This is a genomic window from Corallococcus caeni (genome assembly GCF_036245865.1).
In the GTDB taxonomy this organism is placed as follows: domain Bacteria; phylum Myxococcota; class Myxococcia; order Myxococcales; family Myxococcaceae; genus Corallococcus; species Corallococcus caeni.
Map to the genome: position 1 here is coordinate 1,684,366 of NZ_BTTW01000001.1, position 21,763 is coordinate 1,706,128.

A 21,763-nucleotide genomic window follows, 5' to 3' on the forward strand; every position below is an offset into this window, starting at 1 on the left:
CCATCCGGTCCATGAACGTGACGCCAGAGTTTGAGAAGGATGGAGAGTCGGTGGAGATGCACCCCACTTCGCTGGACCTGAACCAGATCGAGCCCACGCCCCAGGTGGCGAACTGGCTGCGCATGCGCGCGAGCCAGTGGCTCACCACGGCGCAGAAGGACTTCAACGAAGCCCTCTTCGCGCGGGACGGTTCGGAGTCGTCGTTCGACCGCTACGCCGACGCCCGCTCGGAGCTGGACTCCGCTGAGGCCTGGGCGCTGCGCGTCGCGGAGTTCGTGGCGCACGCGCGGTAGGCGTCCGGGATTTCAGAGCGCGAAGCGCTGGATGACCGGCGAGGTGGCACCGCCATCCGACTGCCGCTGGGTATCGTTCAGGTAGAGCGCGGGCGGGTTGGCCCGGGTGAGGGGGCGGCTGGGTTGGCCTTCGACCACGCCCACCCCCTCCACGGTCGTCCCGTCCCATACCGAGAGGACCTTCTCCACGCCGCCATCGGCGCCCTGCTTCGGATTGACGAAGACGAACCGCTGTTGCCCCGGCACGAAGTCGAAGACCTCCATGTCGATCCGCGTTCGGAAGGTGAGCGGGCGCGGCGCGCGGTCCCAGCGCAGGACCCGGGGGCCGCCCCAGCTATCCCGCAGCTCGTAGGCCATCCACACCGCGCTCGTCAGGTCGTCGCTCACGGCGGGCGCGTGGTCGATGAGCAAGCCCACGTAGGAGAACTCCTCGCCTGGCCGTCTCATCAACCTGTAGACCATCGTGCAGCGGTTACCGAAGCAGTCCAGGGCCGCGCAGTAGATCACCGTCCCACCGCGCACCTTCCAGGGCTCGCAGAGCGTGGAGCCCATCCAGGTGCACCCCTGCGAAGTACAGGAATAGGAGCGTTCATCCGGTGGCATCTGTCCGACCGGGAGTGACGTGCCGATGATGAAGGTGTCCTCGTCGAAGAACGCGGCCCGCGTGACGCCTCCGTTACTCTGCGGCGCGGCCACATCCCAGAGCAGGGCCTGCGTGCGGGTGTCGTACACCTGGACGTGCCGCTCCGGGGTGAGCCGCGCGAAGCGGTTTCCGCTCGGGGAGATGTGCAGCCAGTGGGCCGGATCCCCTCCGGCCTCCGCGAGCGTGCCCAGCTCCGTGTCGAAGGCCCACACGCGCGAGCCCAGCGCCATCCACAGGAAGCGCTCTCCGGCCACGAGGACCGGCTCGGTGGCCGGGCCTGCCTCGACCTGCGCCACCGTCTCGACCTGGCACGCCTGCCCATCACACTCCGGGGGGAAGACCCTGTTCAGGTCCGCCCCGCCGTCGGCGGTCTGCTCGACGAAGGCGACGTAGGGGGTGGCGCCCTCCTTCACCACCGCGCGGCCCCAGATGCGGGTGCTCATCACGGACGCCTCCGCGTCGCCGGGCCGCCACAGCCAGGCGGTGGAGCCCCCCTCCTGTGAGGAGAGGGTGAGGACCAGCGCGTTACCGTCGCTCGTGAAGCGTCCGCTCTCAGCCGCGGGAGCGATGCGCCGTGTCTCCCCTGTCGCCAGGTCCTGGAGCACCGTGCCACCGCCATCCGACTCCACCGCGACGAGCCACCGCTGACGGGCATCCACATCCAGCAGGTACGCGTCCCGCATCAGCATCTGGACCGGGGGGCCCGCGTCCCATCCCGCGTCAGGCGTCTCACCCGCGTCCTCCACGCCGGCGTCCCCCACGCCGGCGTCCCCCACGTCCGGGTCCGCCTTGCAGTGGCTCAACCCCATCCCCAGCAGCACCAGCCCCAGGGCCCTGCCTGCGCTTCGCAATGACATACGTTTCTCCAGGTTCGAGCTACAGCGGCACGCGGATGATGGAATTGGAGTGCGTCCCGTCCGGCCGCGGCTGGGCGACGTCCAGGTAGAGCGCGGGCGGGTGGTCCCGCATGATTCCCGACTCCGCGGGCGTCCCCTCCACCCAGCCCAGGTCGACCACATTCCTGCGGTCCCAGGTCCAGAGGTGGTCCACCAGCGTGCCGTCAGCCCGCTGCACCGCCTGGCGGTACAACAGCCGCTTCGGCTCCGGGGTGAACAGGAACGGCTGCGTCGGCTGCGGGCCCTGCAGGAGCAGCTTCGACGTCGCGTTGTTATAGGCCCACTCCACGATGAAGCCCGTGCCCGACTGAGGCTTCAGCCGCGCCGCGTCCAGGAAGCCCTGGGAGAAGACGGGTCCCAGCCAGGTGCCGTCTTCTCCAGCCTCGAAGAGCCAGTTCGCCGCGCTGTTCCGGTACGAATTGACGAAGTCGCACCGCACGAAGGGGCACAGCTCCTCGCGGCAATAGATGGCCGGCTGGCCGCTGACCCGCTCGGGCCAGCACTCGTTCTTCGAGACGGCCTCGGTGCATCCCGAGGACGTGCACTTGTAGAGCGAGTGCCCCAGCGGAACGCCCGGCGGTGCGCCCCTTTGCGCGCCCTGCGTGTTCACGAGGACGTTCACCTCGTCCAGCATCATGGGGGCGCCGGCCGGCAGCCACCCGGGATTCCACTCTTCATTCCGCCAGACGTGGTCCCACAGCAGGGCTCCCGTGGCGGTGTCGAACAGCACGACGTGGTTGTCCTCCGCCCAGCCGTAGCGGGTCCCCCCGGGTGAGAGGACCGGCATCGCCGGAAGCGTGCCCAGGGCCGTGACCATGTCGGAGGCCGCGTCGATCAACGTGGCCCGCATCCCATCCACGAAGAGCAGCGTCCCCCCGCCGTTCCAGAGCCTCGCGTCCGCCCCCTGGACCTGCACCGGCGTCGAAGGCACGCAGGCGCCGGGAGCGCACGAAGCCATCCGCGCGATGCGGACGGAGGTCACGCCGTTCTCCCCCTCTTCCAGGAAGGCGACATAGGAGAGCGCGCGGTCATGGAGCACGCCGCCCCGGGCGCTCGAGGTGAGGGGAATGAGGCCGGAGGCACCGGGCCGCCAGAGCCAGACCTTGCGCAGGCCTCCCACCGCGGCGCTCCACATCACCGCGGAGCTGCCGTCGCTCGCGCCGTAGGCGGCCTCCACGACGTCCGCGATGCGCACGGGCTCCCCCGCGGGCAGGGACTGCGCGTAGGTGCCGTCCTCCCGGACGGACAGGAGGAACGTCTGGCTTTCGTCCACGTGCAACAGGCGCGCGTCCCGCGTCACCGTCGCGATGGGGGCTCCCCCGTTCTCGCCGCCGTCGCTGCCACCGTCCCCGCCGCCGCCCGGTTCCGAATGGCAGGCGGTCAACACCAGGCACAGCGTTCCCAGCAGGGTCCGCAAGGCGCTCCCAGGGAGCGAGCGGCTTTCATGAGATGACATGTGATTCTTTCCAGTCATGGAAGGAATACGCCCGCGGCCGGCCCGGCGGGCTGCAATGAGTCACTTCTGGGGAGGGATTCCTGACAGCCGGATGAAATGGCAGACATGCCAGTGCCTGGCGACGGAAGCGGCGCGTCACGACGAGGCGCTGTCATCTGGACTTCCCCCTCGACTCATCGAGGGCACCCCGGCCCGGCACCCGCGCGCGGGGAAGCTACCACGGCGGTCCGCCGCGCTTGGACGGCCCCGCGGTGCGTTTTTTCAGCGCCCCACGCCCATGCGCGTCCACAGCTCCAGCAGCGTGCGCAGCACGGACGCGTCCGGCACGTCCGCCGCGGGCGGCACGTCCACGCGGATGCCCTGCGCGGCCAGCCGCGTGAACGGGTTGTCCGCGTCCGGCGTCTTCAGCGGCACGGAGGGGTCCGCCGGCCGGAAGCCGAACGCCAGCGCCCGGGCCTGCACCGCCGGGCTGCGCAGGAAGGCCACCCACTCCAGCGCCGCCTCGCGCTGCTCGGGCGTCACCCAGTCCGCCTGGAGCACCGCCGCCGGGTGGTCGCTCCACAGCGTCACCGGCGGATAGTCCACCCGCAGCGGCCCCCACCGCCCCTGCGCGTTCCCCAGCTGCGCGATGGCCAGGCTCTCGTACACCAGCGCCAGGTCGTAGCGGGACGGCCCGTAGCGCACCAGGTCCGTCATGAACGTGCCCGTGGACGGCTCGAAGCGCGTCACGCCCCGCTCCAGGCCCTGGAGCCACGCCTGGTAGCCCGGGTCCAGCAGGTCCGCCTGCTTCACGCTCGCGCGGCGGCCCAGGTACTCCAGCGTCGCGGACAGAAGCGCCTGCAGGCCGGAGTTGGACTTCGTGGGGTCCGTGTGGCCCAGCTTCACGAAGCCCCACTCCGCCGGGCCGCCCACCGCGGGCCAGCCCCGGTCGCTCGCCACCGCGCGCTGGAGCGTCTTCCACGACAGGGCCGCGCCGCCGTCCGCCTTGCGCAGCACGTCCATCCGGTCCTGCCAGCCCACGAACACCAGCGGCGTAATGACCAGCGGATGCGGCGCGGCCTCGCCCTGCGTGGCGAACAGCGGCCCGTGCGACGTGTCCGTCGCCCAGTCCGCCGCGAGCATGCGCAGCTCCGCGCTGTCCGCCGGGCTCCACACCGTGGGCTTCTCCCGCCCCTCCAGGATGGCCTGCGCCGCCTCCAGCGAGCCCTGTCCCACCAGCGTCACCCGCACGCGCGGGTGCGTCCGCTGGAAGTCCGCGAGCGCCGCCTCCACCCACGCCCGCTTCTCCGTGCTGTAGAGGAACGTGATGTCCGTGACGCGCCGCCGCGACGGCAGCGGCGCGGAGGCGGACTCCGGCTCCGGCGTCAGCGCGCGGGGCGCCTCCGGGGCCGCCAGCAGGTAGAACACCCCCAGCGCCGCGGCCAGCACCCCAATGAGGAGGAGGATCCGGGGCTTCATGTCCCCCCTCGTACTCCGGACCGCATTCCCGGAAAGCCCGGCGGCGCTTTTGTCACAACCCTGTCACTCACGACTTCTCCCCCGGCCGCCCCCCTTCCAGGAAGGCCCATGCCGGTTGTTTGGCCTCATAGGGCTGGCAGAATGGCCCGGATGATGACACTGGCACGAAGCATCGCGCTCCTGGGACTGGGAGCGGCGTTCGGGGGTTGCGCGGCGAAGCAGGCGCCCCCCGTCCAGCACTACGCGCTGGGCATGTCCCGGGCGGAGTATCGGGACTACGCGGGGGCGAAGGCGAGCCCCTGTGACGCGGAGCCGCGCTGGTTCCAGGACGAGCTGACCGCGGTGAACGGCCTGCTGGCGCGCTTCATCAAGGAGACGGAGCAGGCCCTGGACCCGAAGGCCCTGGAGCACGCGAAGCAGCTGGCGCTGCTGGAGGAGGGGCTGCGCACGCTGCCCCCGGTGCTGAAGGTGCACGAGGCCAACCTCCAGGCGCTGAAGGCCTGCGACTTCCGGCGCACGGGCGCGTTTCCGGACCTGGCCCAGCGCGGCGCGACGCTGCTGACGGAGGCGCGGGACCTGATGGCGCTGGCGCCCCAGCTTCAAGCGGCCACGGCGCTGCGCGAGGCCCAGAAGCAGTGGCGCGAGCAGGGCCCGGCGCGCGAGGCGAAGGCGCGCGAGACGTGGTGCCCGAAGCCCGCCAAGGTGGGCCAGCCGGACCTCTACTTCGCGCGGCTGTCCCCGGAGGGGCGCACCGAGTGGTTCTTCTGTGACGGCCACGTCGTGGAGAAGTCCGGCGACGCGGAGCCCGCGCTGCTGAGCCCGGAGGGGCTGTCGAAGGCGGAGCGCCGGCGGGTGCAGGCGAAGAAGTACCTGGACGCGGCGCTGGCCTACCCCGCGGAGGAGGTGGACCGCGAGCCCACGGCCGCCACGCTCCAGAAGCCCGCCGCGCCCGAGGGTGGCAGCGCGGCGGAAGGCGCACCGTAGGCCTGGGCGTGACGCGCGGGTGCCCGGCGTCACGCTCCCAGCCGGGCGAGCCGCTTGGACAGGTGCGCGTCGCCGCCCGCGTCCACGCCGCCCACGAAGGCGGACAGCGAGTGGCCCGCGCCGGACAGGTGGGCCTCCACGTGCGGCTTGAGCGTCGCCCAGCGCTTCGTCCACGCGTCCTCGGAGCCGTCGCGCAGGTCGGGGCGCTCCGAGAGGAGCGCCGTCACGCGCAGCGCCAGCTCCGGGTCGGTGAGCGTGCGCGCGGCGGCCACGCCCGGCGGCACCGAGCCCGCGGGCGCCGCCTTCCACATCTCCGCCGCGCGCTGGAAGGCCGCCACGTCCACCTGGGACAGGAGCCCCAGCGCGTGGCGCACCGGCAGCCGGCCCTCCGCCTTGGGCCCCACCACGTGCGCCATCAGCGCGGCGAAGGGCGCGGCCAGGGCCGGGTGCGCCGCGGGGTCCACGCCGCCCAGGGCCCGGAGCGCGTGGCGGGCCTTGCGAGACAGCCGCGTCACCTTCCAGCTGGGGCCCTTGAGGCGCGACTGGAGCAGCGTGAGCGCGGCCGCGGCGGCGGCCACGGCCTCCGGACCGGGCGTGGCGGGGGCCACGCGGCGCGGCAGCACGAGCGCGGTGGGCGGGGCGGCGGCGGCCTTCGGGGCCGGGGCGGGCGGCGCGGCGGAGCCCGCCTCGGCGCCGACCTCCGCGTAGCCCTCGCGCACCTTCTCCGCGACCTTCTTGTTGTACTCCTTCAGGGCGGCGTCTTCGTCCGGGAAGACCTTCTCCTTGCGCTGCCCCGCGGTGCCGATGCGGCCGTAGGTGACGATGAACGTGGCGCCCTGCACCTCGGGCATCCAGAACTTGGAGCTGTTGCCGTCGACGAACTCGAACCTGCGCATGGACGCGGAGGCTACTCCACCTTCGCGGCCAGCGCGCGCAGTCCCTCCTCGCGCGACACGCTGCCCGTGTAGCCCAGCTCCAGCCGGGCCTTCTCGTCGCTCACCGTCACCTCCTGGCCCGCGAGCAGGAGCTCCGTGCGCGACAGGGGCGGCGCGCTCTTGAGGCCCAGCAGGTCCCAGACGAAGTCGCTGACCACGGCCACGGTCGCGGCCAGCGCGGTGGGCAGGGACTTGTCGCCGGGCTCCACGCCCTGCGTCTTCAGGAGCGCGGTGACGAAGGCGCGGAACTCCACGGGCGGGCCGTCGGTGAGGAAGTACACCTGGCCGCCCTGCCCCTTCTGCGCGGCCAGCAGCATCCCCTCCACGGCGTTGGCCACGTGGCAGGTGGACGTGAGGTAGTGCCCGCCGCCAATCCAGCGGAAGCGCCCGGACTTCACCGCGGCGACCAGCGTGGGCAGCACGGTGGTGTCCCCCGGTCCCCAGACCATCCGGGGCCGCACGGCGACGGTGGTGAACTCCGGCGAGTTGACCTGGAGCACGCGCCACTCGGCCTCCGCCTTGGTGGACGGGTACGGGCCCACGGGGCGCGCGGGCAGCGGGTGCGTTTCGTTCAGGTTCACCATGGGGCCGCCATCCACCAGCACGGCCTCCGTGCTCACGTGCACGAAGCGCTTCACGCCCGCAGCGCGAGCGGCCTCCAGCACGGCCTCCGTGCCGCGCACGTTGGCCTCATGGAAGGCCGCGCGGGGGCCGGACATCTTCACGTGCGCGGCGGCGTGGAAGACGGTGTCGCAGCCCTCCATGCCCAGGCGCAGGCGCTCTGGATCCGAGAGGTCGCCCTCCCACGGCTCGCCGCCCGCGGCCCGGACGGCCTCCGTGGCGCTGGGGGAACGGGCCAGCGCGAGCGCCGGCTCCCCGCGCTTCGCGAGCGCCGTGAGCAGGTGCTTCCCGACGAACCCCGAGCCACCGGTGACGAACGCTCGCACGTGTGAAGCCTCCTCGGACAGAGGACGCCGCTCCTACCACTCCCGGAGGGGCGCGGGGTAGCCCGCGGGCCGAAGGTCAGAACATGTCGCGCAGCGAGGGGGCCGGCCCCGCGAACAGGGCGCTGGCCGTGTCGAGCGAGGCATCATCCGCGCGCAGCATCCCGGCGAACTGGAGCGCGCGGGGTGTGAGGAAGCCGGTGTAGAGCGGCGCCAGGGCGCGCGCGTGCAGTTGGAGGTGGCCCTCGCCGCCCGGCCGGACGCGGGCGGTGCCGCCCTCCACCTCCAGCACGAAGCGCCCCTGGTTCTCCGGGAAGAGGTCGTCCTCCACGTCCAGGTGGAGCGCGCCGGACAGGCCGGGGGCGAAGCCGCGCGCCTCCAGGGCCCGGGGGACGTCCAGCAGGCGCGTCATCCAGTGCATGGAGAGCTTCACCTGGTAGGTCTGTTCGCGCAGCAGCGCGAGGAGCGGCTCGTCCGCGCCGCCGAACCACATCACGTCCTGGGCCAGGGAGCGGTGGTCGCCCAGGAAGCGAAGCAACCGGCGCGCGGCGGCGGGCGTGGTGGCGGTGAGGTCGGTGAGCTTCAGGACCTGCCTGGGCACGGCGCCCTGGGGCGAAAGGCCGCGCACGAGGTACACGTAGCCCTCCACGCCGGAGGTCCCCTCCACGACGTAGCCGTAGGCGGTGTCGTTGCGGGGCGTGCGGACGCGCCGCCAGATGTAGTCCCCCCGGTCCAGCCAGCCGTGGTGCTGGGCTGCGAAGCGCCGGTAGCAGGCCTCCACCGCCGCGTCGTCGGACGGGCGCATGGGGCGCAGGGACAGGGAGCGTTCCCCCAGCTCCAACGAGGCCGCGTCGACGTGGATTTCATAGCGCGCGCCAGCGACCTCGTAGCCCACGCGCCGGTAGAGCGGCTGCGTCGCGGGGTAGAGGACGGAGAGGGGGGCGCCCCCGTCGCGCATCTCCCGCAGGAAGTGATGGAAGAGGCGCGTGGCGGCGCCCGCGCCCCGGTGCGCGGGAGCGACGCCCACGCCGCCCACGCCGATGAGGGGCACGGAGCGGCCCCCCAGGAACTGGCCCATGCGGATGAGGGTGAGGGTGGCGGCGACCTCGCCGTTCACGCGCAGGATGCGCAGCGAGGACTCGGAGAAGTTCTTGCGCACCACGGTCTCGGAGTCCGCGAGCGGCATGGCGAACGCCTGCGCGGTGATGTCCGCGATGGCGGCCAGTTCCTGCTCATTCCTCGGAGGTCCGTACGCGTCCGTCTCCATCCCGCATCCCCTTGGCTGACGAAAGGCGGCGCAGCATGGCGCAGCGGATGGAGCGCGGGAAGGCTCAGACCTCGACGAACTGTCCTCCCACGATGCCGCTCTGTTCCAGGGCGGCCTTGATCTGTTCATCCAGGATGATGGGCAGCAGATAGCCCCCAGGGCGGAAGACGGCCGCATCACCGACCTTCAAGGTGTCGATGCGCAGGCCGGAGACGACGTGGTACTCGCCCACCCTGTCCGGACGTCCATCCTCGGGTGTCCAGAGCCGGGCCTCTTCACAGGCGACATCGTCGATGCAGCGGATCACGCGCATCACGTTGAGCAGGTAGAACGGTTCGACCTGCCCTTGGACTTCCACCGGGAAGAGCTGCACGTCGTTCGGTGCCATCTCACGGAACACGGACGCGATGCGCCCACTGACGATGGGCGTCCCGGCCACCGTCGTCTTGTCGAAGTCCAGCGGCTGACCGGGCCGGGACAGAGGAACACGCAGCGGCCTGGGGTCCATGACAGGCAGCCCGTAAACAAACGCCCAAATGTCCGGAACCGTCTGCCCCGCCAGGTCGGTGGGCTCACGCAGATACCAGCGCCCCGGCACATAGACATCGATGTCCAGTTCGAAGAACCGTCGCATCACACGCCTCACGGATCCGACGAGACCACCCGCTCCGGCTCCAGCACTTCCCGCGTCCGCGCCCCGCTCTCAATGTAGCCAGCACCACCTCGCAGTTGCCGACCGTCCTCCAGCACGGCGATGAGGCTGTAGGACGACTCACCTCTGACAGGGTAGGCCAGGGCCACGGTGTCCCCCTTGCCCAGCGGCCGATGGACGATCTGGCCGTGGTCGTGCTCGATGCGCAGCTCACGCACGTCCTGGCCGGTGCGATTCTCCACACGCACTTCGATCCACGACCGCGTGGGCCCCGTGTCATGCAGCCACAGCACGGCCCCGGCGATGAGCGTCAGGGCCGAGCCCAGCACCATTCCTCCCAGCACCCACAGGATCCGCATGGCACCTCTCCTTCGAGACTGACGTGCAGAAGGCAACCAGCACCCCTGTTCTACCAGCCAGCCCCACCCACGCGGTGCTAAGCCCTGGCGTCAGGAGGAAGCACGCCCATGCGCAAACTGACCTATTACATTGCCAGCTCGCTCGATGGCTTCATCGCCTCGCCCACCGGGGCGTTCGACTTCTTCGCCATCGAGCCGGACTACCTGGACGCCATCGCCGCCGAGTACCCGGAAACGCTCCCCGCCGGCTACCGCGCGCACAGGGGCATCACCGGCCCGGGGAAGCACTTCGACACGGTGCTGGAGGGCCGGCACACCTATCAGGTCGGCCTGGACGCGGGCGTCACCAACGCGTACCCGCACCTCGAACACTACGTCTTCTCCCGCACCCTCACGCAAAGCCCCGACCCCGGCGTCACCCTCTCCACCACGCCGCTCGCCACCGTGCGCGAGCTGAAGGCCCGCGACGGCCTGGGCATCTGGCTGTGCGGCGGCGGCAAGCTCGCGGCTGAACTGCTCCCCGAAATCGACGCGTATGTCATCAAGCTCAACCCCGTCATCGCGGGGGCAGGCATCCGGCTCGTCGACGCGGGCTTCGCGCCCCACCGCCTGCGGCTCACCGGCACGCGCACGGTCGACAGCGGCGTCGTCTTCCTGAGCTACGTCCCCCGCGAGCCCTAGCCCGGCCCGCCGCAGGGCGCGGTGCCGGACCTGCGCATTGAACCTGGGGCCAATGGTCGAAGCGAGGCGGCATCCACGCAGGGTGTGAGCTTCCGCTCTACTCGAAAGCCTGGTCCCCGGCAGGGTTGGCTGGTGGATGGAGTCAAAACATCGTTCCTCCACGAACGACCCGCACGGTGCATTACGCTTCAGTCCCTATGAGGAGTCCCCTGGACGACGGTCAGCCACCCTCCTCCGCCAGCGGTGGCGACATCGCGTACGTCAGCCCCCAGTCCGCTCGAGACATGGGCGCGCAGTTGCGCCTGTTCATCGACAGCGTGCGGGACTACGCCATCCTCACGCTGGATCCCGCGGGCTACATCGTCAGCTGGAACACCGGCGCCGAACGCATCAAGGGCTACAAGGCCGAGGAGATCCTGGGCCAGCACTTCAGCCGCTTCTACCCGACCGAGGACATCGCCAGCGGCAAGCCCCAGCTGGAGCTGGAGCTCGTCAACCGCGAGGGCCGCTTCGAGGAGGAGGGCTGGCGCGTGCGCAAGGACGGCAGCCTCTTCTGGGCCAACGTCGTCATCACCGCGATGCGCGACTCGCAGGGCCAGCTCGTGGGCTACGGCAAGGTGACGCGCGACTTCACCGAGCGCAAGCAGACCCAGGAGCGCCTGCGGGAGAGCGAGGAGCGCTTCCGCCTGCTCGTCGAGCACGTCCAGGACTACGCCATCTACATGCTGGACGCCGACGGCCGGGTCTCCACCTGGAACGCCGGCGCGGAGCGCTTCAAGCAGTACAAGGCCGAGGAGATCATCGGCCAGCACTTCAGCCGCTTCTTTCCCCCGGAGGACGTGGCGCGGGGCAAGCCCTGGCACGCCCTCCAGGTGGCCGCCAGCGAGGGCCGCTTCGAGGAGGAGGCCTGGCGCGTGCGCAAGGACGGCAGCCTCTTCTGGGCCAGCGTCGTCATCACCGCGCTGCGCGACGCGCAGGGCCAGCTGGTGGGCTACGCCAAGGTGACGCGCGACATCACCCAGCGCAAGCAGCACCAGGAGCGGCGCGAACTGGAGATGCTGCGCGACGCCGTGCGCGCCCGGGACGAGTTCCTCTCCGTCGCCTCCCACGAGCTGAAGACGCCGCTCACCCCGCTGCAGCTGAAGCTGACCGCCCTGCTGCGCACCGTGGAGAACCACCCTTCCGCCACCCTGCCCGTGGAGCGCATCACCCGCGACCTGGAGGTGGCCCGCCGGCAGGTGCGCAAGCTGTCGGACCTCATCGAGGACCTGCTGGACGTCTCGCGCATCAGCATGGGCCAGCTGCGGCTGGACCGGGCGCCCATGGAGCTGGTCTCGCTCGCGAAGGAGGTCGTGGCCCGCTACGCCCCCCAGTCCCTGCAGGTCGGGTGCGCCGTCACGCTGGAGGCCCCCACCCCCATCGAGGGGAACTGGGACCGCGCCCGCCTGGACCAGGTCATCACCAACCTGCTCACCAACGCGCTCAAGTACGGCGCCGGCAAGCCCATCCACCTCCGCGTGCGCGTGGAGTCCGGGCTGGCCGTCATGAGCATGCGCGACGCGGGCATCGGCATCTCGCCCGAGGACCAGCCGCGCATCTTCGAGCGCTTCGTGCGCGCGGTGTCCGAGCGCAACTACGGCGGCCTGGGGCTGGGCCTCTTCATCACCCAGCAGATCATCGAGGCCCACGGCGGCATCGTCCAGGTGCGCAGCGCTCTCGGAGAGGGCTCGACCTTCACCGTGATGCTGCCCCTGAGCCCGGACGTGGAGACGAACGTCACCCCGGAGGCTGACGCGTCACCTGAGCCCGGAGCTGACGCTCCTCCCGAGCCTGACCCAGACGCTCCTCCCGAGCCGTGAGGATGTAGCGGTAGGGCACCACGCGCGTCAGCTCGTGCAGCGTGGTGACCCCGTCCGCCACCTTCGCCAGCGCGTCCTCCACCAGCGTGCGGAAGCCGCGCGCCCGGGCGTGGCGGCGCAGCTGGACGCCCGGCGCCCCGGTGGCGATGAGCAGTTGCAGCTCCGGGTCCACCACCAGCAGCTCGAAGAGGCCCACGCGCCCCTTGAAGCCGGTGTGGCGGCACGCCTCGCAGCCCTGTCCCGCCCGGGGCTGCACGCCGTCCAGCAGCGGTCCCAGCAGTGCCAGCTGATCCGCCGTCGGCGTCGTGGGCGCGGAGCACTCCGGGCAGATGCGCCGCACCAGCCGCTGCGCCAGCACCGCGAGCAGCGCCTCCGCGATGTCGCCGTCCTCCAGCTTCAGCCCGCGCAGCCGGCTCACCGCGCCAATGGCATCCGCCGTGTGCAGCGTGCCCAGCACCACGTGTCCCGTGGCCGCCGCCATCAGCGCGGTGCTGCCCGTCTCCAGGTCGCGGATCTCCCCCACCAGCATCACGTTGGGGTCCTGCCGCAGGAGCGCGCGCAGCAGCGTCAGGTGCGGCATCTGCGGCGACACCTGCTTCTGGTTCACCTTGGGGACCACGTACTCGATGGGGTCCTCCGCGGTGATGATCTTCTTGCGCCCGTCGTTGAGCCGCGCCAGCGCCGCGTACAGCGTCGTCGTCTTGCCGCTGCCGGTGGGCCCCGTCACCAGCACCAGCCCCTCCGGGTTGCCCAGCAGCCGCAGCACCGTGGCCTGCAGCTCCGGCGTCATCCCCAGCTTCTCCACGGGCACCAGCCCCACCGTGGCGTCGAGCAGGCGGATGACCACGTCCTCGCCCGCCGGGGAGGGCACCACGCTCACGCGGAAGTCCACGAACTTGCGCCCCGCCTCGCTCTCGTAGAGCGCGCGCAGGCGGCCGTCCTGGGGCCGGCGCTTCTCCGAGATGTCCAGCCCCGCCATCACCTTGATGCGGCTCACCACCTCCGGCAGCGAGTCCGGGGAGATGTCCGTGTACGTCTGGTGGAGGATGCCATCGACGCGATAGCGCAGGTCCACGTCGTCCGTGTAGCTCTCCAGGTGGATGTCGGACGCGTTCTGCGCCACCGCCACCGCGAGCACGTGGTTCACCAGCTCCACCGGCGTGGGCCGGTGGGACAGCGGCGTGCCGGCCTTCAGCACCACGTCCACCGACGCGTGCACCCCCGCGCCGAAGCCCACCTCCAGCGCGGAGTCGATTTCATAGCGGTTGAGCCGCACGGGCAGCACCGGCCGGCGCAGGAAGTCCGCGATGCGGTAGCGCACGGACAGGTCCTCCGGGTCCAGCATCGCCACCGTCACGGCTTGCGTGTCGTTGGCCGCGTCCACCTTCCCCATCACCGCGACGCCCAGCCGCCGGCAGAAGGACTCCGGGAGCAGCCGCAGCGATTCGCGGTCGAGCGTGAACTGGGGCAGTTCGGAGAACGGGGGCACGTCCGGGGGAGCCATGGCCCGCCGGCTTATCACGGCCCCCCGCGTGCCCCGCCAGGGCTGCTATCCTCGCCCCCCATGTCGCGGCCCCCCGCGGATCCTCCCGCCATGCCGTCGCTGCTGGTGTTCGCCGTGGCGGTGCTGCTGTTCGGCTCGCCGCTGCGCAGGCTGTGGCTGGCGGAGGGCGCCCCCGCCTCGCTCCCCTTCCTCGTGTGGCTGGGCGTCATCGCCCTGGGCGGGTGGGTGGCGCACCGGAGCCCGCGCCCATGACGCTGGGGCCCGGCCCGCTCGTCGTCGCCTCCGTGGCCTACCTGGGCGTGCTCTTCCTGGTGGCGTACGCGGCGGAGCAGGGCCGCATCTCCTCGCGCATCACCCAGCACCCGCTGACGTACGCGCTGGCCCTGGGCGTGTACGCCACGTCCTGGTCCTACTTCGGCAGCGTGGGCTACGCGGCCCGCCACGGCTTCCGCTACCTGGGCATCTACCTGGGCCTCACGCTCGCGTGCCTGCTGGCCCCGGTGCTGTGGCGGCCCCTCTTGCGGCTGACGCGCGAGCTGCAGCTCACCTCGCTCGCGGACCTGCTCGCCTTCCGCTACCCCGGCCAGGTGACGGGCACGGCGGTGACGCTGTTCGCGCTGGCCGGCAGCCTGCCCTACCTGGCGCTCCAGATTCGCGCCGTCGTGGAGTCCGCGCGCCTCTTGAGCCCCGCCGCGTCCCCCGCGCTGGTGGGGCCCGGCTTCTGCGGCGTGCTCATCGTCTTCGCGCTCCTCTTCGGCGCGCGCCACCCCGCCCCGCGCGAGCGGCATGAAGGGCTGATGCTGGCCATCGCCTTCGAGTCGGGCGTGAAGCTGCTGGCGCTGCTCCTCGTCGCGGGCTGGTGCGTGGTGTCCGTCTTCGGCGGCGTGGGCGGGCTGAACGACTGGCTCACCCTCCACCCGGAGGCCGTGGAGAACCTCCAGCGCCCCGCGCGTGACGCGCCCTGGGCGCCGCTGCTGGTGCTCTCCACCATCGCCGCCTTCCTCACGCCCCGGCAGTACCACGTGGCCTTCACGGAGGCGCCGGAGCGCGACGGGCTGGCCACCGTCGCGTGGGCCTTCCCGCTGTTGATGCTGCTCATCAACGCGGCCATCCCCGTGCTGCTGTGGTCCGGAGAGGCGCTGGGCCTGCCCTGGCCCGCGGACTTCCACGTCCTCTCCGTGCCCATCGCCAAGGGCGCCCCGCTGCTCGCGCTCATCGCGTTCCTGGGCGGCGTGTCCGCGGCGAGCGCCATGGTCATCGTCACCACGCTCGCGCTCGCGCCCATGTGCCTGACGCACCTGGTGCTGCCGCTGGGCACCACGCGCGGACGGGACGACCTGTACGGGTGGCTCTTGTGGGCCCGGCGCGTGCTCATCGCCGCCGTCATCCTGGCGGGCTACGGCTTCTACCGGCTGCTGAACGCGCGGACGACGGGGCTGGTGGACCTGGGGCTCGTGTCCTTCGTGGCCACCGCGCAGTTCGCGCCGGGGGTGCTGGGGCTGCTCACGTGGCCCAAGGCCACGCGCGCGGGGCTGCTCGCGGGGCTGGGCGCGGGCGCGGCGACGTGGGCCGTCACCCTGGTGGCCCCGCTGTGGGAGCCGCCCTCGATGGTGGCGTGGACCCACCAGGTCTCCGCGAAGCTGGGCTTCGGCGCGGAGGAGCCCTGGGGCTTCGCCACCTTCACCTCGCTGGCCCTCAACGCGCTGTGCTTCGTGGCGGTGTCGCTCGTCACGCGCCAGTCCGTGGAGGAGCAGCAGGCCGCGCGGGTGTGCGCGCGCGAGGCGCCGGGGCTCGCGGAGGGCAGCGTCGAGGCCAGCTCCCCGGACGAGTTCCGCCGGCAGCTGGAGCCGGTGCTGGGCGCGCAGGTGGCCGCGGCGGAGGTGGACCGCGCGCGCGAGGCGCTGGACCTGGCCCCGGACGAGCGCCGGCCCGCGGAGCTGCGCCGCCTGCGCGACGGCGTGGAGCGAAACCTCTCCGGCCTCATCGGCCCGGTGCTGGCGCGGCTCGCGGTGGGGGAGGCGCTGCGGCTGGACCCCGGCGCGCGCACGGCCCTGGCGGATCAGCTGCGCTTCGTGGAGGAGCGGCTGCGCGACGCGCGCGACATGCGCGGCCCCTTGCGCGAGCTGGAGGTCGTGCGCCGCTACCTCTACCGCATCCTGGAGGACCTGCCGCTGGGCGTCTGCGCCATGGGCCCGGACGGCGAGGTCGTCCTCTGGAACGCCGCGCTGGAGGCCCTGTCGGGCGTGCCCATGGACTCGGTGCGGGGCCAGCGGCTCGCGCGTCTGCCGGAGCCCTGGGGCCCTCTCTTCGCGGAGCTCGCGCGGGCGCCGGGCGGCGACGACGAGGTGCGCGTCACGGTGGCTGGAAGGCCGCGCCTGCTGCGGCTGCATCGCTCGCGGCTCGCGCCTTCGGACGGGGACGGCGGCGGGCAGACGGGCATCACGTTCCTGGTGGAGGACTGGACGGAGAGGAAGGCGGTGGACGCGCGGCTCGCGCACCAGGACCGGCTGGCGTCGCTGGGCCGGGTGGCCGCGGGCGTGGCGCATGAGATTGGCAACCCGCTCACCGCCATCGCCAGCATCAGCCAGAACCTCAAGTACGAGTTGGAGGACCCGGAGGCCGTGCGCGAGCGCGTGGGGCTCATCCTCCAGCAGTGCCGCCGCATCGACACCATCGTCCGGGCGCTCGTGGGCTTCGGCCACGCGGGCACGGTGGGCGGCGAGTCGCGGCCCTTCACGCGCGTGGCGGTGGGGCCGCTGCTCGCGGAGGCCGCGCAGCTGGCGCGACTGTCACGCAAGGCGCGCGACGTGGAGTGCACGCATCAGAGCCCGGAAGGGCTGGACGTGCGCGGCGACGCGCAGCGGCTGGAGCAGGTGCTGGTGAACCTCTTGACCAACGCCATCGACGCGTCGCCCGCGGGCTCGCGCGTGGACCTGATGGCGGAAGCCACTGGAGACCAGGTGCGCATCCAGGTGGAGGACCGGGGGCACGGCATCACCCCAGAGCTGTCGCAACGCATCTTCGAGCCGTTCTTCACCACCAAGCAGCCCGGCGAGGGCACCGGGCTGGGCCTCACGCTGGTGGAGGGCATCGTGCGCGAGCACGGCGGCACGCTGCGCATCGAGGGCCGCCCCGACGGCGGCACCCGCGTGACGCTCAGCCTGCCCCGCGCTGAAGCCCTGAAGCAGGAGGCCTCCGCTTGAGCCGCATCCTGGTCATCGAGGACGAGCCCATCATCCGCACGGAGCTGCGAAGGCTGCTCACGCGCGCGGGCCACGACGTGGCGGAGGCCGGCGCCGTGCCGGAGGCCGCCGCCGAGCACGCGCTGGACGCCTTCGACCTGGTCCTCTCCGACCTGCGCCTCCCAGGCCCACCGGGCACGGACATCATCGCGCTGTGTCCGGGCGTACCGGTGCTCATCATGACCAGCTTCGCCACGGTGAAGTCCGCCGTGGACGCGATGAAGCTGGGCGCGGTGGACTACATCGCGAAGCCCTTCGACCACGACGAGCTGCTGCTCCAGGTGGAGCGCGTGCTGCGCGAGGGCCGCCTCACCCGCCAGAACGCCGCGCTCAAGCGCGAAGTGGAGCAGACCTGGTCCCCCGGCGGCATGGTGGGCAGCTCCCCCGCCATGCGCGACGTGTTCGAGCGCGTGCGCAAGGTGGCCCCGTCCGCCGCCACCGTGCTGGTGCTGGGCGAGTCCGGCACCGGCAAGGAGCTGGTGGCCCGCGCCGTCCACGCGCAGAGCCCGCGCGCGGAGGGGCCGCTCATCGCCGTCAACTGCGCCGCCATCCCCGAAGGCCTGCTGGAGAGCGAGCTGTTCGGCCACGAGAAGGGCGCCTTCACCGGCGCGCAGGCCGCGCACGCGGGCCTGGTGGAGGCCGCGCACGGCGGCACGCTCTTCCTGGATGAGATTGGAGAGCTGCCCGCGCCCGCGCAGGCGCGCCTGTTGCGCATGCTCCAGGACGGCGAGGTGCGGCGGGTGGGCGCCACGCGCTCGCGCAAGGTGGACGTGCGCATCCTCGCGGCCACGCACCGCGACCTGCCCCGTCGCGTGCAGGAGGGGCTGTTCCGCCAGGACCTCTACTTCCGGCTGCGCGTCGTGGAAATCCGCCTGCCGCCCCTGCGCGAGCGCGGCGAGGACCTTCCCGCGCTGGCCAGGCACCTGCTGGAGCGGGCCAGCAAGCGGATGGGGCGCCCGTCCGCGTCGCTGTCCCCGGACGCGCTGGCGGCCATCGCGCAGCACCCGTGGCCGGGCAACGTGCGCGAGCTGGAGAACGCCATCGAGCGCGCGGTCATCCTCGCGGACGGCCCGCTCATCACCGCCGACCTGCTGGCGCTGGAGCCACCGGGCGGGCCGGGAGTGGACGGCCCTCCGCCCGTGCTGGAGGAGGCGGACTTCCCGCCCGTCCCCGTCAGCGAGGCCCCCGAATCGCCGGACTCCATGGAGGAGTACTTCCGCCGCTTCGTGCTGGAGCACCAGGACCGCATGGGCGAGACGGAGCTGGCGCGCCGGTTGGGCATCAGCCGCAAGACACTCTGGGAGAAGCGCCAGCGGCTGGGCATCCCCCGCACGCGCGCCTGACGCGGCCCCCCTTGTTACGACGCGCTGCACGAATCGTTACAAGGGGTAACGCCCTGTCACCTTCCGCCACACCCTGACGCGGCGAGCCAACCCCCAAGGTCCTGAAACCCGGGGTGCACGCGGGTGGAACGCGCGTTGCTCAGGGGATGGGGACCCATGCGCCCCCTGCCCCCTCCCCTGTCGCGGTTGTTGGTGCTCACGGCCCTGCTGACCGCGCTGCCGGCGGCGGCGGGGAAGATCCAGCTCGGCGACGACGCGGTCCTCAACGTGGACGTGCTGCTGCAGCCGCAGATGCAGCTCGTCAAGGACGGCGCGCCCACGGGAGGCGTGAGCACGGACTTCTTCCTGCGCCGTGTGCGGCTGCTCGTCTTCGGCTCCATCACGAAGAAGCTGTCGTTCTTCATCGACACGGACCAGCCGAACTTCGGCAAGAACGGCGACTACAGCCCCGCCTTCTACATCCAGGACGCCACGGTCGCGTACGAGTTCGCCGACAAGACGTGGGTGGAGGCGGGCTTCATCCTCGCGCCGCTGTCGCACCACACGCTGCAGGGCGCCATCGCGCTCAACACGGTGGACTACCACTCCGACCTCATCCGCTACCCGCCAGGCGTGGGCAAGGTGTGGCGCGACATGGGCGTCCAGGTGCGCGGCTTCGCGGGCCCGTGGGCGTACCGCGCCGCCATCCTCAACGGCGTGGAGGGCGCGACGCTGGAGAACGGGCAGGTGGTCAACGCGGACGACCTGCCGCGCGCGGTGGGCACGGTGCGCTACAACGTCTGGGGCCACGAGTACGACCAGTTCCTCCGGGGCATCTACTTCACGCAAGAGCCCCTGCTGTCGTTCGGCGTGGCCGGGGACTTCCAGTACTCCGCCATCGCCACCGCCTCCGGTATCCACGACGCGGTGGCGCTGGCGGCGGACGTGTTCCTGGACGTGCCCGTGGGCGACGACCAGGAGTTCGTCCTCCAGAGCAACGTCTTCTCCTGGCAGCAGGGCTTCGACAACGTCATCAGCGGCACCGGCTTCTTCGTGGAACTGGGCTACCGCATCGGCATCATCGAGCCCGTCTTCACCACCGAGTACTTCAACGGACGCGTGGCCGCGCAGGACCTGCTCACGTTCCGGCCCGGCTTCAACCTCTGGTTCCAGAAGCACACCTTCAACCTGAAGACGGAGGTGGCCGTGTCGCGCGCCGGGGACATCGCCCACGCGACCACGGGCATCACCGGCACCGCCCAGCTCCAGCTCTTCTACTGAGGACGCCCACCATGGCCACGCAACCGGACCCGCTCTTCCCGCCGAAGGAAGCCTTCCGCCGCACCGCGCACGTGCAAAGCCTGGAGGAGTACCAGCGCCTCTACCGCCAGAGCCTGGACGCCCCGGACGCCTTCTGGGGCGAACAGGCCCGGCAGCTCACCTGGTTCCACCCGCCGGAGACCATCCGCGAGGTGAACGAACAGGCCGCCGACTTCGCCTGGTTCGTGGGCGGCAAGCTCAACGTCACCGTCAACTGCGTGGACCGCCACGCGAAGGCGCGCCCGGACAAGGCCGCCATCCTCTGGGCGAAGAACACGCCCGGAGAGTACGAGACCATCACCTTCCGCGACCTCGCGCACCACGTGAACCGCCTGGCCAACGTGCTCAAGGCGCACGGCGTGCGGAAGGGCGACCGCGTCATCGTCTACCTGCCCATGATTCCGGAGCTCGTGTACTCGCTGCTCGCGTGCGCGCGCATCGGCGCGGTGCACTCGGTGGTGTTCGCGGGCTTCTCCGCGGACTCGCTGCGCGAGCGCGTGCGGGACTCCGGCGCGAAGGTCGTCATCACCGCCAACGAAGGCCCGCGCGGCCCCAAGAGCGTGGCCACCAAGGCCATCACCGACGAGGCCCTGGAGGGCCTGTCCCAGGTGACGTCCGTGCTCGTCGCGCGCCGCACGCCCGGGGACGTGCCCATGCGCGAGGGGCGCGACCACTGGCTGGACGTGGAGGTCCAGAAGCACCGCGGCGTGTGCCCCGCGGAGTGGATGGACGCGGAAGACCCGCTCTTCATCCTCTACACCTCCGGCTCCACCGGGAAGCCCAAGGGCGTGCTGCACACCACGGGCGGATACCTCGTCTACGCCAATACAACCTTCCGCTACATCTTCGACACGCAGCCGGACGACGTGCACTTCTGCACCGCGGACGTGGGCTGGGTGACGGGCCACTCGTATCTCGTGTACGGCCCGCTCTCCACCGGCACCACCACGGTCCTCTTCGAGTCCACCCCCACGTGGCCCGACGCGAGCCGCCTCTGGCAGGTGGTGGACGACCTGAAGGCCACCACGCTCTACACCGCGCCCACCGCGCTGCGCTCGCTCATCAAGGAGGGCGACGGCTTCGTCACGAAGTCCTCCCGCAAGTCGCTGCGCCTGTTGGGCAGCGTGGGCGAGCCCATCAACCCGGAGGTCTGGCGCTGGTTCCACGACGTGGTGGGCGAGGGCCGCTGCCCCGTGGTGGACACCTGGTGGCAGACGGAGACGGGCGGCATCCTCATTGCCCCGCTGCCGGGCGCGACGCCCTGCAAGCCCGGCAGCGCCACCCTGCCCTTCTTCGGCGTGGAGCCGGTGCTGGTGGATGAGGAGGGCAAGAAGCTGGAGGGCAACGGCGTGAGCGGCAACCTGTGCCTCGCGCGCTCGTGGCCGGGCCAGGCGCGCACGCTGTACGGCCACCACTCGCGCTTCGTGGAGACGTACTACGCGCGGTTCCTGCCGCTGTACTTCACCGGCGACGGCTGCCGCCGCGACGAGGACGGCTACTACTGGATCACCGGCCGCGTGGACGACGTGCTCAACGTGTCCGGCCACCGCCTGGGCACCGCGGAGGTGGAGAGCGCGCTCGTCGCGCACGAGGCCGTCGCCGAGGCCGCCGTGGTGGGCTACCCGCACGACCTGAAGGGCACGGGCGTGTGCGCCTTCGTCACGGTGAAGCCGGACTTCCTGCGCACCCCGGACGAGAAGATGGTGGGCAGCTTGCGCGAACAGGTGCGGCACGTGATTGGCCCCATCGCCACGCCGGACCGGGTGGTGCTGGTGTCGGGCCTGCCCAAGACGCGCTCGGGAAAAATCCTCCGCCGCATGCTCCGGAAGATCGCCGGCGGCGAGACGGAGAACCTGGGCGACGCGAGCACGCTCGCGGACCCCGCCGTGCTGGATGAGTTGTTGACCAAGGGCCTGCCGCCGGCCTCGCGACGCTGAAACCCTCACTT

General features: G+C 71.7%; 18 protein-coding genes. 9 read left to right on the top strand and 9 right to left on the bottom strand.

Annotated elements, in window-relative coordinates:
* Window positions 1-56: 56 nt before the first annotated feature.
* Window positions 57-293: a FruA-associating protein, FapA gene (locus tag AABA78_RS06680; RefSeq protein WP_338262134.1), complete on the top strand. Its 237-nt coding sequence runs from the start codon at window positions 57-59 to the stop codon at window positions 291-293.
* A gap of 12 nt (window positions 294-305) precedes the next feature.
* Here AABA78_RS06680 and AABA78_RS06685 read toward each other — a convergent pair whose 3' ends face one another.
* The 3 genes from AABA78_RS06685 to AABA78_RS06695 all read right to left on the bottom strand — a co-directional run bounded on the left by AABA78_RS06685 (window position 306) and on the right by AABA78_RS06695 (window position 4,746).
* Window positions 306-1,793 carry a hypothetical protein gene (locus AABA78_RS06685; protein ID WP_338262135.1) on the bottom strand — a complete coding sequence of 496 codons (1,488 nt, stop codon included), beginning with the start codon at window positions 1,791-1,793 and terminating at the stop codon, window positions 306-308.
* A gap of 19 nt (window positions 1,794-1,812) precedes the next feature.
* The gene (locus AABA78_RS06690; RefSeq protein ID WP_338262136.1) at window positions 1,813-3,288 is read right to left on the bottom strand and encodes a hypothetical protein; all 1,476 of its coding nucleotides are present in this window, start codon (window positions 3,286-3,288) and stop codon (window positions 1,813-1,815) included.
* A 261-nt stretch (window positions 3,289-3,549) separates the two neighbouring features.
* On the bottom strand, window positions 3,550-4,746 hold the full coding sequence (locus AABA78_RS06695) for a substrate-binding domain-containing protein (RefSeq protein ID WP_338262137.1): 1,197 nt from the start codon (window positions 4,744-4,746) through the stop codon (window positions 3,550-3,552).
* A gap of 150 nt (window positions 4,747-4,896) precedes the next feature.
* On the opposite strand from AABA78_RS06695, the gene AABA78_RS06700 reads away from it, so the two are divergent.
* Window positions 4,897-5,730 (top strand): hypothetical protein, encoded by an 834-nt coding sequence (locus AABA78_RS06700; protein ID WP_338262138.1) that lies wholly within the window; start codon window positions 4,897-4,899, stop codon window positions 5,728-5,730.
* A 29-nt stretch (window positions 5,731-5,759) separates the two neighbouring features.
* On the opposite strand, the gene AABA78_RS06705 is transcribed toward AABA78_RS06700, so the two are convergent.
* From AABA78_RS06705 to AABA78_RS06725, 5 genes are all read right to left on the bottom strand, one after another.
* Window positions 5,760-6,626, bottom strand: coding sequence for a WGR domain-containing protein (locus AABA78_RS06705; RefSeq protein ID WP_338262139.1), 867 nt, complete (start codon window positions 6,624-6,626; stop codon window positions 5,760-5,762).
* A gap of 11 nt (window positions 6,627-6,637) precedes the next feature.
* Window positions 6,638-7,612: an NAD-dependent epimerase/dehydratase family protein gene (locus AABA78_RS06710; protein ID WP_338262140.1), complete on the bottom strand. Its 975-nt coding sequence runs from the start codon at window positions 7,610-7,612 to the stop codon at window positions 6,638-6,640.
* 76 nt (window positions 7,613-7,688) lie between these two features.
* On the bottom strand, window positions 7,689-8,876 hold the full coding sequence (locus tag AABA78_RS06715) for a GNAT family N-acetyltransferase (protein WP_338262141.1): 1,188 nt from the start codon (window positions 8,874-8,876) through the stop codon (window positions 7,689-7,691).
* 64 nt (window positions 8,877-8,940) lie between these two features.
* On the bottom strand, window positions 8,941-9,510 hold the full coding sequence (locus AABA78_RS06720; RefSeq protein WP_338262142.1) for an imm11 family protein: 570 nt from the start codon (window positions 9,508-9,510) through the stop codon (window positions 8,941-8,943).
* 8 nt (window positions 9,511-9,518) lie between these two features.
* Window positions 9,519-9,887, bottom strand: a complete 369-nt coding sequence (locus tag AABA78_RS06725; RefSeq protein WP_338262143.1) for a hypothetical protein — start codon at window positions 9,885-9,887, stop codon at window positions 9,519-9,521.
* A gap of 108 nt (window positions 9,888-9,995) precedes the next feature.
* Here AABA78_RS06725 and AABA78_RS06730 point away from each other — a divergent pair, with 108 nt between their 5' ends.
* On the top strand, window positions 9,996-10,568 hold the full coding sequence (locus AABA78_RS06730) for a dihydrofolate reductase family protein (RefSeq protein WP_338262144.1): 573 nt from the start codon (window positions 9,996-9,998) through the stop codon (window positions 10,566-10,568).
* 197 nt (window positions 10,569-10,765) lie between these two features.
* The gene (locus AABA78_RS06735) at window positions 10,766-12,427 is read left to right on the top strand and encodes a sensor histidine kinase (RefSeq protein WP_338262145.1); all 1,662 of its coding nucleotides are present in this window, start codon (window positions 10,766-10,768) and stop codon (window positions 12,425-12,427) included.
* Here AABA78_RS06735 and AABA78_RS06740 read toward each other — a convergent pair.
* The gene (locus AABA78_RS06740; protein ID WP_338262146.1) at window positions 12,345-13,931 is read right to left on the bottom strand and encodes a GspE/PulE family protein; all 1,587 of its coding nucleotides are present in this window, start codon (window positions 13,929-13,931) and stop codon (window positions 12,345-12,347) included. The two genes, AABA78_RS06735 and AABA78_RS06740, sit on opposite strands and share 83 nt — an antisense overlap.
* Window positions 13,932-14,021: 90 nt before the next feature.
* On the opposite strand from AABA78_RS06740, the gene AABA78_RS06745 reads away from it, so the two are divergent.
* From AABA78_RS06745 to acs, 5 genes are all read left to right on the top strand, one after another.
* Window positions 14,022-14,183, top strand: a complete 162-nt coding sequence (locus tag AABA78_RS06745; RefSeq protein WP_171419721.1) for a hypothetical protein — start codon at window positions 14,022-14,024, stop codon at window positions 14,181-14,183.
* Complete coding sequence (locus AABA78_RS06750; RefSeq protein WP_338262147.1) at window positions 14,180-17,134, top strand: ATP-binding protein; 2,955 nt, start codon at window positions 14,180-14,182, stop codon at window positions 17,132-17,134. The genes AABA78_RS06745 and AABA78_RS06750 overlap by 4 nt, the downstream gene beginning before the upstream one ends.
* Window positions 17,131-18,516 carry a sigma-54-dependent transcriptional regulator gene (locus AABA78_RS06755; RefSeq protein WP_338262148.1) on the top strand — a complete coding sequence of 462 codons (1,386 nt, stop codon included), beginning with the start codon at window positions 17,131-17,133 and terminating at the stop codon, window positions 18,514-18,516. Before AABA78_RS06750 ends, AABA78_RS06755 begins: the two co-directional genes overlap by 4 nt.
* Window positions 18,517-18,672: 156 nt before the next feature.
* The gene (locus tag AABA78_RS06760) at window positions 18,673-19,776 is read left to right on the top strand and encodes a hypothetical protein (RefSeq protein WP_338262149.1); all 1,104 of its coding nucleotides are present in this window, start codon (window positions 18,673-18,675) and stop codon (window positions 19,774-19,776) included.
* Between the two features lie 11 nt (window positions 19,777-19,787).
* On the top strand, window positions 19,788-21,752 hold the full coding sequence (gene acs / locus AABA78_RS06765; RefSeq protein ID WP_338262150.1) for an acetate--CoA ligase: 1,965 nt from the start codon (window positions 19,788-19,790) through the stop codon (window positions 21,750-21,752).
* The last annotated feature ends 11 nt before the right edge of the window (window positions 21,753-21,763 follow it).

Bases quoted from the DNA above. Each gene is read 5' to 3' on its own strand.
- AABA78_RS06745 (WP_171419721.1), top strand. From the start codon at position 14,022: ATGCCGTCGCTGCTGGTGTTCGCCGTGGCGGTGCTGCTGTTCGGCTCG.
- AABA78_RS06705 (WP_338262139.1), bottom strand. From the start codon at position 6,626: ATGCGCAGGTTCGAGTTCGTCGACGGCAACAGCTCCAAGTTCTGGATG.
- AABA78_RS06750 (WP_338262147.1), top strand. From the start codon at position 14,180: ATGACGCTGGGGCCCGGCCCGCTCGTCGTCGCCTCCGTGGCCTACCTG.
- AABA78_RS06685 (WP_338262135.1), bottom strand. From the start codon at position 1,793: ATGTCATTGCGAAGCGCAGGCAGGGCCCTGGGGCTGGTGCTGCTGGGG.
- AABA78_RS06725 (WP_338262143.1), bottom strand. From the start codon at position 9,887: ATGCGGATCCTGTGGGTGCTGGGAGGAATGGTGCTGGGCTCGGCCCTG.
- AABA78_RS06730 (WP_338262144.1), top strand. From the start codon at position 9,996: ATGCGCAAACTGACCTATTACATTGCCAGCTCGCTCGATGGCTTCATC.
- acs (WP_338262150.1), top strand. From the start codon at position 19,788: ATGGCCACGCAACCGGACCCGCTCTTCCCGCCGAAGGAAGCCTTCCGC.
- AABA78_RS06760 (WP_338262149.1), top strand. From the start codon at position 18,673: ATGCGCCCCCTGCCCCCTCCCCTGTCGCGGTTGTTGGTGCTCACGGCC.
- AABA78_RS06700 (WP_338262138.1), top strand. From the start codon at position 4,897: ATGATGACACTGGCACGAAGCATCGCGCTCCTGGGACTGGGAGCGGCG.
- AABA78_RS06720 (WP_338262142.1), bottom strand. From the start codon at position 9,510: ATGCGACGGTTCTTCGAACTGGACATCGATGTCTATGTGCCGGGGCGC.
- AABA78_RS06695 (WP_338262137.1), bottom strand. From the start codon at position 4,746: ATGAAGCCCCGGATCCTCCTCCTCATTGGGGTGCTGGCCGCGGCGCTG.
- AABA78_RS06690 (WP_338262136.1), bottom strand. From the start codon at position 3,288: ATGTCATCTCATGAAAGCCGCTCGCTCCCTGGGAGCGCCTTGCGGACC.
- AABA78_RS06680 (WP_338262134.1), top strand. From the start codon at position 57: ATGCACCCCACTTCGCTGGACCTGAACCAGATCGAGCCCACGCCCCAG.
- AABA78_RS06735 (WP_338262145.1), top strand. From the start codon at position 10,766: ATGAGGAGTCCCCTGGACGACGGTCAGCCACCCTCCTCCGCCAGCGGT.
- AABA78_RS06740 (WP_338262146.1), bottom strand. From the start codon at position 13,931: ATGGCTCCCCCGGACGTGCCCCCGTTCTCCGAACTGCCCCAGTTCACG.
- AABA78_RS06715 (WP_338262141.1), bottom strand. From the start codon at position 8,876: ATGGAGACGGACGCGTACGGACCTCCGAGGAATGAGCAGGAACTGGCC.